Origin of the sequence: Bifidobacterium pullorum subsp. saeculare (assembly GCF_016899725.1) — a bacterium.
Taxonomy (GTDB): domain Bacteria; phylum Actinomycetota; class Actinomycetes; order Actinomycetales; family Bifidobacteriaceae; genus Bifidobacterium; species Bifidobacterium pullorum_C.
This window is the reverse complement of sequence record NZ_JACLYU010000001.1, coordinates 234362-249033: the sequence shown is the minus strand read 5'-3', so window position 1 is coordinate 249033 and position 14672 is coordinate 234362. Positions and strand designations below refer to the sequence as shown.

Below are 14672 nucleotides of genomic sequence, written 5' to 3'. Positions count from 1 at the left end.
CCGCCGGCGCAGGCGGGCGCGGTCGGGACCGGTTCATGGCACGGAGTACATTGGTGTGCCTTGAGTTCTGCCCATCGCATGGCACCGGAGAGGAATCGGGAGAGGGATGTCGACCTACGCAACACAGCTTCAGGAGGAGCAGCGGGCCGTGGACCGCACCTACGGCAGGCTTGACGCGCTGCGGGCGGGGGCCCGCGAGCGCCTGGCCACCGTCCGCGCCCAGGGGTCGCACGGCTCGCCCACCCAGCGCACCGAACGCGACTCCTTCGCGACGATGTACGAGGACCGGCTCATCCAGCTGCGCGCGGTGGAGGACCGTCTCGTGTTCGGCCGGCTCGACGCCAAGGACGGTGCCAAGCGCTACATCGGGCGCATCGGACTGACGGACGAGGACCACACGCCGATCCTCACCGACTGGCGCGCGGAGGCGGCCCGTCCGTTCTACGAGGCGACGCCGCAGCACCATGGCGACATCGTCATGCGCCGGCATATCACCCTGCGCTTCCGCGAGGTGGTGGGCGTGGAGGACGAGGTGCTGGACGTGCACTCCGACCAGGTGGGCCAGGCCTCCGCCTCCGGCACGCTCACCGGCGAGGGCGCGCTGCTGGCCTCGCTGAGCTCGCGGCGCACCGGCCGTATGACGGATATCGTCGCGACGATCCAGGCGGAGCAGGACCGCATCATCCGTTCCGAGCTGTCGCGCGCGGTGGTGGTGCAGGGCGGCCCCGGCACCGGCAAGACGGCGGTGGCGCTGCACCGCGCCGCCTATCTGCTCTACACGCACCGGCGCATGCTGGAGCGCGCCGGCGTGCTTGTGGTGGGCCCCAGCTCCGAGTTCCTCCATTACATCGACCAGGTGCTGCCTTCGCTGGGCGAGACGGGCGTGGTCAGCCGCACGATCGGCGACCTTATCCCGGGCGTGGAGGCGACGGCCCTGGACGATCCGCAGGTGGCGCGGCTCAAGGGCGAGCGTCGCATGGCGCAGGCCATCCGCAACGCGGTGGCGGCGCGCGAACGCGTGCCGAAGGCGCTGCCCACCGTGCAGATCAGCGGCATCGCCGTGCCGATGCTGGCCACGGACGTGGAGCAGGCGCTGGCCGATGCGCGCCGCACCCGCCAGCCGCACAACAAGGCGCGCGAGACCTTCGTCAAATCGATGCTCTCCGCGATGCGCACCCGCTACGAGGAGCGGCTCGACTACACGCCGGACGCCGAGGAGCTCAACCGGGCCTCGCAGCTGCTGCGCATGAACGACCAGGTGCGTGTGGCGCTCAATCTGGCCTGGCTGCCGATGACGGGCCGCTGGCTCATCGACGACCTGTTCGCCAAGCCCGCCAAGCTCAGGATGTTCGCCCCGTGGCTGACGGACGAGGAGGTGACGCTGCTCACGCGCCCGAAGGGCTCGCCGCTGACGCGCTCGGACATCCCGCTGCTCGACGAGGCGCTGGAGCTGCTCGGCGAGGATCCGAAGGCGGCGGCGCGCCGCGCCCGCGAGGACGCCCGCCGCGCCGAGGAGGACCGCTTCGCCCGGGACACGCTCGCCCAGGCCGGCATCGGGGGCGGCATCGTCACCTCGCAGATGCTGCTCGACCATATCAACGGCGACGACGCGGAGTCCACGGCCGCCCGCGCGGCGGCGGACCGCGAATGGACGTACGGGCATATCGTCGTGGACGAGGCCCAGGAGCTCACGCCGATGGACTGGCGGATGCTCATGCGGCGCTGCCCCTCCCGCTCCTTCACCATCGTGGGCGACGTGGCGCAGACCTCCGCGCTGGGCGGCACGCATGCGTGGGCCAAGACGATGGACCGGCTCTTCGGCGCCGGCCGCTGGGATCTCAACGAGCTGACCATCAACTACCGCAACCCGCGCGAGGTGTCCGACCTGGCGTCGCGCTTCGCCACCGACGAGGGCCTGTACATCTCCACCGTCAACGCGGTGCGTGCGGTGCCGGACTCGGTCCGCCGCGTCACGGTGGACGACGCGGCGGCGCTGGCGGACGCGGTGGCCGGCGAGGCGACCGCGCTGGGCCGCGAGTTCATCGCCGCCGACGGCACCGGCCGCGTGGCCGTCATCGCCCCCGATTCGATGCTCGACGGCCTGCGCGAACGGCTGGAGCGGGCGGCGCGCGAAGCCTACGGCCAGGCCGAGGCGGACCGTCTCGCCGCGCAGGATCCGTGGGACGCGCAGCTGGCGGTCTGCTCCACCGGCGAGGTCAAGGGATTGGAATACGACGCGGTGGTCGTCGTCGAGCCCGGGCTCATCGAACAGGAGGCGCCCTCGCGCCTGTCGGCGGCGGCGGACCTGTATGTGGCGATGACGCGCCCCACCCAGCGGCTGGTCATTGTTCGGACAGCGATGGACGAACATGCGCTCACCCTCTAACCTTGGTGCCATGGCAAAGGCACTCTTGTTGGAGAACATCCACCCGGACGCGGCCGCGAGCCTCAGGGCCCACGGCTTCGAAGTGGAGACGCGCAAGGGCGCGCTCTCCGAGGACGAGCTCATCGAGGCATTGGAGGGCGTGGACCTGCTCGGCGTGCGTTCCAAGACCACGGTGACCGCGCGGGTGCTCGACGCCCGTCCCACGCTGACGGCCATCGGCTGCTTCTGCATCGGCACCAACCAGGTGGATCTGGAGCATGCGGCCAAGCGCGGCATCGCGGTGTTCAACGCGCCGTATTCGAACACGCGCTCGGTGGTGGAGCTGGTCATCTGCGACATCATCTGCCTCATGCGCCGCATCCCGGCGCACACGCACCATATGAAGCACGGCCTGTGGGACAAGTCCGCCTCCGGCTCGCATGAGGTGCGCGGCAAGACGCTGGGCATCGTCGGCTACGGCAACATCGGCTCGCAGCTGTCGGTGCTGGCCGAGGCGATGGGCATGCGCGTGGTGTTCTACGACATCGAGGAGAAGCTGGCGATGGGCAACGCGCACCGTTGCGACACGCTGGACGAGCTGCTCGAGCAATCCGACGCGGTGACGCTGCATGTGGACGGGCGCAAATCAAACACCGGCTTCTTCGGCGAGGACCAGTTCGCGCATATGAAGCAGGGCGCAATCTTCATCAACCTGTCCCGCGGGTTCGTGGCCGACCTGGGCGCCCTCAAGCAGCACCTCGACTCCGGGCACCTGTCCGGCGCCGCCGTGGACGTGTTCCCGGTGGAGCCGAAGAAGGCGGGCGACCCGTTCGAAACCGCGCTGGCGGACGAGGACAACATGATCCTGACGCCGCATATCGGCGGTTCCACGCTGGAGGCGCAGGAGAACATCGGGCACTTCGTCGCCCAGCGCTTCGAGGACTACTGGAGCAAGGGCTCCACGATGCTGTCGGTGAACATGCCGGTGCTGACGCTGCCTGACCTGGCCCAGGGGGCCACGCGCATCGCGCACCTGCATGCGAATCTGCCAGGCGTGCTCGCCGGCGTCAACCGCGTGCTCGGCGAGGAGAACATCAACGTCACGGCCCAGGCGCTGGGCACCAGGGGCGAGCTCGGCTACGTGGTCATGGACGTGGACAAGGCGCCCTCCCCCACCGCCCTGGAGGCGCTGCGGCGCATCGAGGGCACGATCCGCATGCGCGTCATCGGCTGAGCGCCGGCAGTGGCAGCTGCCGCCGCTCAGTCGCGGATGCGGTCCTCGCAGCGCAGGCGGTCGATGGCCTGCTGGAAGTCCTCGATGTTCTCGTAGTTGTGGTACACACTGGCGAAACGCAGGTACGCCACCTCGTCCAGTTCGCGCAACGGCTCGAGGATGGCCTTGCCCACGTCGTCAGACTTGACCTCGGCCATGCCGGTACTGCGCAGATACTCCTCCACCTTGCGTCCGAGCGTCTTGAGGTCGTCCTCGGCGATGGGCCGCCCCTGGCAGGCCTTGCGCACGCCGGTGATCACCTTGTTGCGGTCGAACGGCTCCACATTGCCGCTGCGTTTGCGCACCAGCAGCATCGTCGTCTCGATGGTGGTGAAGCGTTTGCCGCACCGCGAGCATTCACGGCGGCGGCGGATGGAATAACCGTCCTCGTTCACGCGGGTCTCGATGACCTTCGTGTCGGCGTTGTGGCAATACGGGCAATGCATGGCACCAGCATAACCCGCTCCCCCCGCTCCGCGGCAAACCGCCGGGTTTCACCGGTTCTTGAAATAGCGGAAGAGTCGGGATTCGCGGATGGCGAGAGCTGCCAGGATGGCAGCCAGCAGGGTGCCGGTGAAGAGGGCCAGCGGGGTACGGCAGGCGGTGAAGGCAATGAGGGCGGGGCTGTCGGCGCTGGTGCGCCAGGCGAATGCGGTCAGGAGCGTGCAGGAGGCGAGCGTGCCAAGGCCGCTCCAGACCAGGGTTTCGACGGTGACGGTGAGCAGCTGCGCGGCTTTGGTCTGCCCGGAGTGCAGGGCTCCCGCGTATTCGAGGCGACGCCGGCGCACGGACACCAGTCCGATCAGGATTCCGACCGACAGCCCGGCCCACGGCATCCACCGGGTCATGCGAGCCTCATAGGCGCCGGTGGCGTCGTAATGACTGTCAAACCCCTTGTTCAGCGCGGTGACACCGGTCTGGGAATGGCCGCTGCCGGTGGCGACGGCCGTGGTGTACAGCAGCTGGTCAAGCTGGCCGCTAGCAGGCCACTGCTTGGCCCAGGCTTCCTCAAACGTGCCGTTGGAAGCGGAGACGGGGATGATCAGCGCGTAGGCGAAACGGGTGTTGCGCCCGTCATTGGGCCAGTCGTAGACGCCGGCGACGCGCACGGTACCCCGGTCCGCAGCCAGTTCGGAACCGGCTGTGAGCCCGAAGTCATGCGCCAGATCACGCGGCACCCAGATGCCGCCCGCGTCCGCATCCACCGGCTACCCGTCCGCACCGGTGGTGCCGGCGGGGACCAGCAGGCGCAGCAGTCCGGGCGTGACCTCATAGCTGGAGACATCCTTGCCGGGCGTAGCCAGCGGCGTCACCTGCGGCCCCTTGCGCATCGCGCCGGAGGCGCCCGGCTCGCCGGGCTGCATGGCCAGACGGTCCGCGGCCGTGCCGTCCACCGTACCGCCAACCAGGGTTTTCACGTCGGCATACGCCTGAATACGGGCAGTGGCCTCAGCCTCCAAGCCGGTGACAGACAGCGCCTCATACCCGCCGAGCAGACCGCCCGCCAGCAGCACGGCCAGAAACAGCAGCACGGCACGTGACGTACCGGAAGCGATGTTGCGCATCGCCTCCGACAGAATAGAGGTCAACCTCATCACGCATTCGCCTCCCCTCGGGGCGCGTACTCCGCCAAATCGATCACACGCCGGCATGCGTCACGCGTATCCGGGTCATGGGTGGCCACCATGACAATCATGCCCTGACCGGCCAGATGCCCCAGCACATGGGACACCGAATGCACGGTGCGCGTGTCCAGCTGGGCGGTAGGCTCATCCACCAGCAGCAGATCCGGGCGCGCGCACACCGCACGCGCCAGCATCAGCCGCTGCGCCTCCCCGCCGGACAGATCGGCGAACCGCCGCCCCGCCGCATACTCCAAATCAAACAGTCCCAGCGCTTCCATCGCCTGCGGCTCCGCCGCACGCCGTGTCATTCCCTTGGCCAGCAGCGGGAACACCACATGGTCCAGCGCCGTACGCTCGGGCACGCCATACGGGTTCTGAAACGCCCAGCCGATCCTGCCAATGCCGTGACGTTCCACCGTGCCATGCCAGGGTTTCTCCCAACCGGCCAGAATCGACAGCAGCGTCGATTTGCCGCACCCCGACGGCCCGCACACCGCCACCGTCTCCCCCGGGCGCACAGTGATATTCAGGTGTTCGAACAGCACATCCGTACCCGGAAACCGGTGCGCCACATCATGCGTCGCCACCACCATGCCGTCATCCATGGCCGGCTCCTCACCGGCAGGAACGGCCGGACAGTGCCGAACCGATCGCAACCGTCGCAATCGAGGAAGGTTCCGCCCCGTCAGCCGGCGTGACCAGGCTCACGCCCAGTTCCGAACCCACGATGGTCACCTTCACCACACGTCCGGAAGTACCGGTCTTCCTCTCGGAACCGGATGACGCTCCGGCACCGGCTTTATCCCCGCCGCCCAGCGCGACAACACAACCCGACGTATTCCTGATACCAAACACGGCACCGGCCGGCACACGCAACACCGTCACCGGCTCCTGCAACGTCAGCGTCGCGTCAAACCCGGCGGCACGGGCGTTCTCATCCATACTCTGAAAATCCGGTGTAGCGGCCACCTGAGCCAGGAACGCGGCATCCGCCACCTCCGTCTGCCCGGCCGGCAACGTCGTCGTCTGTCCCAACGCAGTCAGCTGACGGTCATGATCAGACGGCTGACCGTTCTTCACTGCCAGTTTCACCAGACTGCCCGGCACCTCACCCACCGGAGACGCAGCCGACACGGGCGTCCCAACCGTCGCCTGCCAGTTGTTGCCCACCGCTACACTCGCCGCGGGAATCCACAGCGTATCCGCCACCAGAAGATTACCGTCTGAGCTGTTGCCGCTATCAGTCATCAGCTGTTTCCAACCGGCCGACGTAGCCCACGTATACCGGTCTGACCCCGGTGAAGCCCGATACCCCAGCCGGTTCAGCTCATCATTCAACGCGCACATCCTCGCCCGTATCATTCGTGGCGAGATCACGGTACAGCGGACTCGCAGTCGCCAACGCAACCACCGTCCGGTCATTCACCCGGTACGCGCCCTTCCCTGAATTCAGCCCGCCGGCAGACCAGTCAGCCGTCACCGTACCCGACGCATTCCCCACCAGATCACGTTTCGCGCTCATCGACGGCACCACCGTCACCTGCTGCTGACCGGAATACTCCTGTACGCTCGCCGGCGCACTCGTCACCTCCGCAGCCTGCCCCAGCAACGCCGGCGGCCGATCCGGCAGCAACAGCGCACACGCCCCCACCGCCAACGCCGCAGTCAGCAACACCGCCAACAACAGCCACGCCACCGAAACCCTGCGGCGGTCACGCCCGTCTCCCCTGTTCCGCTTACGCTGTGCTTTCACCGGTCTGCCCTCCCCCGGCTGTCAGTAACTGATCCACCGTATAACCGCGCGGCACCAGCCCCATGGCACCGTCAACCATGCCCCGACACATACGTCAACGATGCCTCGAGACAACACAGGCATCGTTTTCTAGCATGTTGTTCGCCACCTGACACGCCTTCACCGCAGGGTCAGCCGGATCAAAGGAGTAACCATGATCATTGCCGCTGCTCTCGGCAGCATGCTCCTGCCTGGCATATTCCCATATTTCAAGAATAGATAAAATGATTAAGGAATATGCCCTATTATCTAATTACCAGAGATGTTCAACCGGATCATCTTCGTAATAAACGAATGATTTGTTGGCAACCTGACAGCCTCGTACTTTCGGATTCTTCGCGCCATATGTAAAAGAATCCGGGCCATTCATCTACTCCTGTGCATACTGTTCAGCAGAGTATTCTTTGGGAACAACATGGTTCTTTTTCAGATAATCAACAATGGCTTCATTGATATTCGAATACAGGTCAGGATTGCCTTGCTGCATGCCGTAAACCATATTGACGAGGTTGAGATCTGCAGCACAGACTGCTTTGTCATCATCGTATTTGTTTTCCTGCTCATGCGTCCCCTTGGCATGCATTGCCTCATCATACATGCCATTAGGATATTTAATCAGCAGTATTTCCCGGTATTCCTTATCCAGCATGCATTGCTTGTAACTGGCCCAGGCGTTTTCATAATCCGACACGGATATGCCCCCATTTGCCTTGGCGCGTTCCAGAACTTCACGAGCCTTATCAGTAGTCTCAGAATAGGACAGAATCTGATCAATGAATGAAGACATTGAATCAGCTTTGCGAGCTCCCTTATTCATAATCTGAGGAGCATCACCACCGGAGGCCGTCTGGTCTGACACTTCTGAACAACCGGAGCAACTACATAACCATGCAGCGCATACGAGTGCGGACATGATTCGCACAAGCATACATGTTCGCACATTTGTCATAGATAGCATATCAGTAAATCCTCGCGCTATCGTTTATATTTAACGCTGACCCATATACAGTAGACTGTACCGTAGAATTACGGGTTTCAGCACTGGCACCTTGTACTCCCGTAAACATCGCAACTACGCACAGTAAAACTGAAGACATAGTCGCCGTGAAAAGCTTAATTTTTTTCATTTTACCCTCCCTTGCATATTGACTACCTCGTCAAATGCCAAGGTACCAAAAGTATCTGCATTCCTCAGGAACCCCAAGTTCTAAGTGCAAGTGTAACACCTGCCTAGTGTCCTGCGTCTGAAGTTTGTTTATTTTTCCAGGAAGACACACCGTCATTACTGCATGAGCCCAGGGTTAAGAGAGGCAATGATGAATACGCGTGTATGCAGGCGCATCTGCGCTGTGATTGTTCTGGCTGGCCTACTTTTGTGTGGCGGGTGCGGGCAGGAGAATCACGCTTCTCCTGATACCGGTGGCGCAAAACTGACGTCTTCGTTAAGCGAGTATGCCCGGCAGCTGCTTGATGCTGACAATGGTTCCATGGATGCCCAACAAAAGAACATCCTTCGATCAGTGATCAAGCATGGCAAAGTCTCAGTTTCCGATTATGAAGCTGCCTGGCAACGGTACAGTTCATGCGTAACAGACAAGGGCTACAACAAACCGCAGATGATCAGATATCCCAACGGGCTGCAGCATCCGGATTCTGATGATGCTTCACCGGAATTGGCAACTGATCTGAACGCCGTGGAAAAGCAGGCCAGGGATCTTGACGCCTGCGACACTGCGCATGTAGAAGCCGTGCAGAAACTGTATATGCTCCAGGTGGGCAATCCCTCCCTCTATAAGGATCAGGATGAGGGCGCCCTTGACTGTCTGAAACGCCATAACCTTGTGAGCACGAGTTATACGCTCGAACAATACAAAAAGGACAGCGGCGCATGGGCTCATGGAAGCGATGACCTCGGCTTCGACCCCAATAACGCGGAAGTTCGGGGATGCCTTGCCGCCAACGGTCATTTGTTTGTTTCCGCAGGCAATGAGTGATCGCCAATACTGCGAAGTATCGCCTTGACCGCTGGGGCCCCGACCCCCGCATGCGCGGAATCACGGTAGGATTGAAGTAAACGAGCATCTGCGCCAGCACCTTCTTGGAGCTGACCTGGACGTTCGGAATAATACCACTTCCACAAGCACCCCCACCGTTCCCGGCTTCGCGCTCACTGTTACATGAGGCCGATTCCTGCAGTAGCGGAAGGGCTGTGAATTCGCGGATGGTAGCGACGGCCAAGAGCGCGGCGTGGAAGATACCGGCGAATAGTGCCCGGGCATTCCACGCCGGACACCGCACGGTCACCGGCCGGGCACGACGAGCCGCTGGCCCACCTGGAGCGACGGCCCCTCCAGACCGTTGAGCTCGACCAGCTCGTCCACGGTGGCGCCCACATCGCCGCCGGCGGGCGTGATGTCCGCCGCATAGCTCCACAGCGTATCCCCCGGGCGCACGGTGACCACGCTCACCGGCGCCTCCGCGCCGATCGAAGGCGCATGCCCGGGCAGCAGCATCCCCGCCATGGCGCCGGAGCACACCGCCATCATCACCATGGCCAGCGCACGACCGGCCGCGGCGCCATGCGCCGTGCGCGAAGCGCCCGCCCCGTCAGTCCGGCGCCCGCGCATGCCTTCCGCCGGCGTGGCGCCGCCCTTGGCCGCCCGCCTGGCCACCGCATGTCCCCACACCATCCGTGCCATAGCCACCACACCCTTTCGAACAGACGTTCTATCGAACATTTGTTCTAAGCATGGCACGGATGTTCGAATCCGTCAAGCACACATCGAACATTTGTTTGATGTCGCGGCGCGAAGCGGTTATGCTGGTGGAAAACAGCCGAAAGGAGCCTGACGTGACCACCATGCCGCCCGATCACAGGCGCTCCGGCGCGGACAGCACCCATGCCTTCGGCGACGTCGGCTCCCTCACCGAGCGGCAGCGGTTGGTGTTGGAGGCGGTGCGCGCGCATATCGCCAGGCAGGGGTTCGCCCCTTCCTTCCGCGAGATCGGCGAGGCGGTGGGTCTCAAGTCCCCGTCCTCGGTCAAGCATCAGCTCCAAGCGCTGGAGGAGAAGGGCTTCCTGCGCATGAACGCGAACAAAGGCCGCGCCATCGAGCTCGTCGACCAGCCGGCGTCCCCCCGTTCCGAAGACGCCGGCGAGGCGGTCCGAGGTTCCGCCGAACCATGCGGCCTGCGACCCGAGGAAGGGGATGAGGGCGCCGCGATCGTCCGGCAGTTGTTCCCCGGACTGCGCGTGGAATCGATCCTGGATTCCCATGACGTGCCTCTGGTCGGCCGCATCGCCGCCGGACAGCCCATCACCGCCGAGCAGCATGTGGAGGATGTGATGCGCCTGCCGGAGCGGCTCACCGGCCGCGGCACGCTGTTCATGCTCGAGGTGCACGGCGATTCCATGGTGGACGCGGCGATCTGCGACGGCGACTTCGTAGTGGTGCGCGAGCAGGAGGACGCGGAGAACGGCGACATCGTCGCCGCGCTGCTGGACGACGAGGCCACCGTCAAAACGCTGCGCCGGGAGCATGGCCACGTCTGGCTGATGCCGCACAACCCGGCCTACTCCCCCATCGACGGCACCGACGCCCGCATCATGGGCAAGGTCGTCACCGTGCTGCGCAAGTTGTAGACGCGCGCCGGTGCCGGCGGCCGTGTCCCGCCGGCACCGGCCCCGCCCGCTCCTACCGGTGGAGTTCGGCAGCCGACGGCGTGGTGTAGCCTTCCGGCTCCAGCTGGAAGGTGGTATGGGAGACGGACACCGGGAAATGCTCGCGCAGGCAGTCCTGCAGCCGGTGCAGGATCTGCGCGCCCTGCTCCATGGTGAGCCCGGGCTCCACCACCACATGCGCCATGAAGATCGGCATGCCCGTGGCCACCGTGCTGGCGTGGATGTCGTGCACGGCCACCACATGCGGCACGGACTCCAGATGCCGGCGCACCTCCTCCAGGTCCAGCCCCTCGGGCGTCTCCTCCAGCAGCACGCGCACCGCATCGCGCAGCAGCTTGACGGCGCGCGGAATCATGAGCAGTGCGATCACACCGCCGGCCACGGCGTCGAAGCCATGCCATCCGGTGGACAGCATCACCACCGCGGAAATCACCACGGCGATCGATCCCAGTGCGTCGTTGAGCACCTCCAGGAAGGCGGCGCGCATGTTCATATTGTCGCCGCGCTGCGAGGCGAGGATGCCGATCGAGCCCAGGTTGGCCGCCAGGCCCAGGATGCCGAAGCCGAGCAGCAGGCGGATGTCATGCACGCCGCCTTCACCGCCGCCGAACAGACGCATGCCGGCCTCCACCAGCGCGTACACGCCCACGATGAACAGCACGGCGGCGCCGCCCGCCGCGGTCACCACCTCGAGCCTGGCCCAGCCCCAGGTGCGGCGTTCGCTGGGTTTGCGGCGCATAAGGGCCGCGGTGATCGTGGAGGCCACGAGCACCGACAGGTCGGTGAGCATGTGGCCGGCGTCGACCAGCAGTGCCAGCGAGCCGGTGACGATCGCGCCCACCACCTCGGCGACGAATACGGTGCCGGTCAGGGCCATGGTCATGAGCAGGCGGCGCTGGTGCGCCGCGGCGGCGGCCGGCGTGGCGCCGGCGGTGGGTGTGGGACGGTGGTCATGTGCCATAGGAGGCTCCTTTCGGTGGCGCATGCCAGTGGTCCGCGGCATGCGAAGGTCAATGGTCGGGGGCGGCGGCAATCGAGATTGTTTCTCACTACCGTTCTCATCGCCGCCTAAACGCCGGAACCCCGGCGCACCTGCGTGGGGCAGGTGCGCCGGGGTTCCGGATGGATATCGGCTAATCGGCGGGTTCGATGGAACCCGGGGCCGTCAGAAGCCGAACTGGGAGGCGGTCTCCCGCAGCGTCTCGGCGGAGCGCTTCAGGGCGGCCAGCTCCTTGTCGGACACCGGCGTGTTGATCGCGGTGTTCACGCCGGAGCGGTTGAGCAGGGTCGGCACGGACATGCACACGTCGGAGATGCCGTGGAAGTCCTTGAGCATGGAGCTCACCGGCAGGATGCGGTTGGAGTCGGAGAGCACCGCCTCGACGATGTCCACGCCGGACATGCCGATGGCGTAGTTGGTCGCGCCCTTGCCGTTGATGATCTTGTAGGCGGCGTTCTTGACCTCCTGGTGGATCTCCTCGCGCTTGGCGGCGTCCAGCGGCTCGTGGCCCGGCAGCGGGGTCCAGTCGCACATCGGCACGCCACCGATGGTGGCGGAGGCCCACAGCGGCACCTCGGAGTCGCCGTGCTCGCCGGCGATGTAGGCGTGCACGTTCTTCACGTTGACGCCGGTCTGCTGCGCGATGAGGAAGCGCAGGCGGGCGGAGTCGAGGTTCGTGCCGGAGCCGAAGATCTGGTGCTCGGGCAGGCCGGTGATCTTCTGGGCCACGTGGGTGGCGATGTCGACCGGGTTGGTGATGAGCATGTAGATGGCGTTCGGGGCCACCTTCACCAGGTTCGGCATGATGGACTGCAGGATCTTCACGGTGCCGCTGACCAGCTCGAGACGGGACTGACCCGGCTTCTGACGCGGGCCGGCAGTAATCACCACCATGTCGGCGTCGCGGCAGATCTCCGGATCGTCGGAGCCATCGATGGACACGGTCGGGTAGAAGCTGGAGCCGTGCTGCATGTCCAGCACCTCGGCCTCCACGCGCTCCTTGGCGATGTCCTCGAGCACGATCTCACGGGCGACGCCACGCTGGGCGGCGGCGAAGGCGAGGGTGGAGCCGACGGCGCCGGCGCCGATGACCGCGAGCTTCGTGGGCTTGACAGATGTTTCCGCCATGATGTTCGACCTCTCTTTGGAACTCATATCGTATGGTCCGCGCCATGCGGGGACCATGGAACCAACAGGGCTCACTGTACTCCCCCAACCCGACGGCCGCACGTCGCCGCAGCAGCGCCGAAGCACTGGAACACCAAGGCTGTGAACGCTCACGATGCCAGCCGGCGGACAGCGCGGACCTCCGTGTGAGCCAGCTCACATCCGTCGTTCAGCCGATGGCGGCGTCCACGATGCGCGCGGCGAGATGGTCGTCCACATCCGCCTCGAGCATCACGCCGTCGCCGCGGTATTCGACGCTGGCCACGCTGCCGTATTCGCGCACCTGGGAGAGCAGGGAGCCGGCCGTGTACGGCAGCAGCGCGCTCACATGCACATCCGGCCTGGGCAGCAGCGCCTCGACGGCCTCCTTGAGCCCGTCGAGCCCCTCGCCGCTGTAGGCGGAGACCAGGTGGGCGTCCGGTTCCAGCGCCATGAGCCGCTCCCGGGTGGCCGCGTCCACGCGGTCGGCCTTGTTGAACGCGAGGATGCGCGGGATGGATTCGGCGCCGGGGATGTCCTTGAGCACCTCGTTCACCGCGTCGATCTGGGAGAATGGGTCGGGGTGGGAGCCGTCGACGACGTGGAGGATGACGTCGGCCTGGCCGACCTCCTCCAGCGTCGATTTGAACGCCTCGACGAGCTGGGTGGGCAGGCGGCGCACGAAGCCGACCGTGTCCACGAGGGCGTAGAGGCGTCCGTCCTTGGCGCGGGCGCGGCGCACAGCCGTGTCCAGCGTGGCGAACAGCGCGTTCTCCACGAGCTCGGCGGAGCCGGTGAGCCGGTTCGTCAGCGAGGATTTGCCGGCGTTGGTGTAGCCGACGACCGCCACGGTGGGCAGGCCGTAGCGGCGGCGGGCGCCGCGCTTGACCTCGCGGGCGGGCGCCATCTGCGCGATCTGGCGTCTGAGCCGGGCGATGCGGCTGCGGATGACGCGCCGGTCCATCTCGATCTTCGTCTCGCCGGGGCCGCGCGAGCCGATGCCCGCGTCGGCGCCGGCCGCCCGGCCGCCGGCCTGGCGCGACAGGGAACCGCCCCAGCCGCGCAAGCGGGGCAGCATGTACTCGAGCTGCGCCAGCTCCACCTGCGCCTTGCCTTCGCGCGAGGTGGCGTGCTGGGCGAAGATGTCGAGGATGACGGCGGTGCGGTCCACGACCTTCACCTTCGTCGCGTCCTCCAGGGCGCGCCGCTGCGAGGGCGGCAGGTCGTCGTCCACGATGATGGTGTCCGCCTCCTCGCGGGCCACGATGTCCGCGATCTCCTTGGCCTTGCCGGAGCCGACATAGGTGGCGGCGTCGGGCTTCAACCGGTGCTGGAGCAAGCCGTCGCAGACGACGGCGCCGGCGGTCTCGGCCAGCGCCGCCAGCTCGCGCAGCGACTCCTCGGCCTGCGCCTCGGTGGTATGCAGCCGCGACCACACGCCGACGAGCACCACGCGTTCGAGGCGCACCTTGCGGTATTCGACCTCGGTGACGTCCTTGAGCTCGCCCATGCCCTCCACATGCTTGAGGGCGTTGCGGGACTCGCGCTCGGCCCACAGCTCGTCGCCGGCGTGGTCGAAGCCCACGCCGCGCGCCTGGCCGTCGAGCAGCACCTCGGACTGCTCGCCCAGCACACCGCCTCCGGCGGCGTCCCCGCCTTCGCCGACGGCATGCATGGCATCATCCTCGCTCAACGGCGCCTCCTCACGGCATGGATGGGTCAATGGCTTTTTATTATCATCGTGGCAACGGCACAAGGCAAACCAACGAACCAGGGAGGCGGCGATGGC

15 protein-coding genes are annotated in these 14672 nt (G+C 65.7%); 4 read left to right on the top strand and 11 right to left on the bottom strand.

Annotated features, from left to right (window positions below; genetic code table 11):
• The first annotated feature begins 106 nt into the window (after positions 1-106).
• Both H7U32_RS01015 and serA read left to right on the top strand, forming a co-directional pair.
• Positions 107-2386, top strand: coding sequence for a HelD family protein (locus tag H7U32_RS01015; protein WP_204467235.1), 2280 nt, complete (start codon positions 107-109; stop codon positions 2384-2386).
• A 10-nt stretch (positions 2387-2396) separates the two neighbouring features.
• Complete coding sequence (serA, locus tag H7U32_RS01010; protein ID WP_204467233.1) at positions 2397-3599, top strand: phosphoglycerate dehydrogenase; 1203 nt, start codon at positions 2397-2399, stop codon at positions 3597-3599.
• A gap of 26 nt (positions 3600-3625) precedes the next feature.
• Here the strand turns inward: serA and nrdR are convergent, their stop codons facing one another.
• From nrdR to H7U32_RS00985, 7 genes are all read right to left on the bottom strand, one after another.
• Positions 3626-4084 (bottom strand): transcriptional regulator NrdR, encoded by a 459-nt coding sequence (gene nrdR / locus H7U32_RS01005; protein WP_204467231.1) that lies wholly within the window; start codon positions 4082-4084, stop codon positions 3626-3628.
• A gap of 48 nt (positions 4085-4132) precedes the next feature.
• Positions 4133-4843, bottom strand: a complete 711-nt coding sequence (locus H7U32_RS10685) for a hypothetical protein (RefSeq protein ID WP_239457382.1) — start codon at positions 4841-4843, stop codon at positions 4133-4135.
• A 3-nt stretch (positions 4844-4846) separates the two neighbouring features.
• Positions 4847-5233 (bottom strand): hypothetical protein, encoded by a 387-nt coding sequence (locus H7U32_RS10680; RefSeq protein ID WP_239457381.1) that lies wholly within the window; start codon positions 5231-5233, stop codon positions 4847-4849.
• Positions 5233-5868 carry an ABC transporter ATP-binding protein gene (locus tag H7U32_RS00995; protein ID WP_204467229.1) on the bottom strand — a complete coding sequence of 212 codons (636 nt, stop codon included), beginning with the start codon at positions 5866-5868 and terminating at the stop codon, positions 5233-5235. The genes H7U32_RS10680 and H7U32_RS00995 overlap by 1 nt, the downstream gene beginning before the upstream one ends.
• Positions 5869-5878: 10 nt before the next feature.
• Positions 5879-6511: a hypothetical protein gene (locus H7U32_RS10675; protein ID WP_239457380.1), complete on the bottom strand. Its 633-nt coding sequence runs from the start codon at positions 6509-6511 to the stop codon at positions 5879-5881.
• Between the two features lie 82 nt (positions 6512-6593).
• Positions 6594-6959, bottom strand: a complete 366-nt coding sequence (locus tag H7U32_RS10670; protein WP_239457379.1) for a hypothetical protein — start codon at positions 6957-6959, stop codon at positions 6594-6596.
• A 466-nt stretch (positions 6960-7425) separates the two neighbouring features.
• Complete coding sequence (locus H7U32_RS00985) at positions 7426-7968, bottom strand: hypothetical protein (RefSeq protein WP_204467227.1); 543 nt, start codon at positions 7966-7968, stop codon at positions 7426-7428.
• A gap of 436 nt (positions 7969-8404) precedes the next feature.
• Here H7U32_RS00985 and H7U32_RS00980 point away from each other — a divergent pair, with 436 nt between their 5' ends.
• Positions 8405-9049, top strand: coding sequence for a hypothetical protein (locus tag H7U32_RS00980; protein ID WP_204467225.1), 645 nt, complete (start codon positions 8405-8407; stop codon positions 9047-9049).
• 306 nt (positions 9050-9355) lie between these two features.
• Here H7U32_RS00980 and H7U32_RS00975 read toward each other — a convergent pair whose 3' ends face one another.
• Positions 9356-9754, bottom strand: a complete 399-nt coding sequence (locus H7U32_RS00975) for a LysM peptidoglycan-binding domain-containing protein (RefSeq protein WP_239457378.1) — start codon at positions 9752-9754, stop codon at positions 9356-9358.
• Positions 9755-9999: 245 nt separating this feature from the next.
• Between H7U32_RS00975 and lexA the strand changes: the two genes are divergently transcribed.
• Positions 10000-10698 (top strand): transcriptional repressor LexA, encoded by a 699-nt coding sequence (lexA, locus tag H7U32_RS00970; RefSeq protein WP_440201416.1) that lies wholly within the window; start codon positions 10000-10002, stop codon positions 10696-10698.
• A 52-nt stretch (positions 10699-10750) separates the two neighbouring features.
• On the opposite strand, the gene H7U32_RS00965 is transcribed toward lexA, so the two are convergent.
• From H7U32_RS00965 to hflX, 3 genes are all read right to left on the bottom strand, one after another.
• Positions 10751-11698, bottom strand: a complete 948-nt coding sequence (locus tag H7U32_RS00965; protein WP_204467222.1) for a cation diffusion facilitator family transporter — start codon at positions 11696-11698, stop codon at positions 10751-10753.
• A 204-nt stretch (positions 11699-11902) separates the two neighbouring features.
• Positions 11903-12865 carry an L-lactate dehydrogenase gene (locus H7U32_RS00960; RefSeq protein WP_204467220.1) on the bottom strand — a complete coding sequence of 321 codons (963 nt, stop codon included), beginning with the start codon at positions 12863-12865 and terminating at the stop codon, positions 11903-11905.
• A gap of 208 nt (positions 12866-13073) precedes the next feature.
• The gene (gene hflX / locus H7U32_RS00955; RefSeq protein WP_204467377.1) at positions 13074-14558 is read right to left on the bottom strand and encodes a GTPase HflX; all 1485 of its coding nucleotides are present in this window, start codon (positions 14556-14558) and stop codon (positions 13074-13076) included.
• Between the last annotated feature and the right edge of the window lie 114 nt (positions 14559-14672).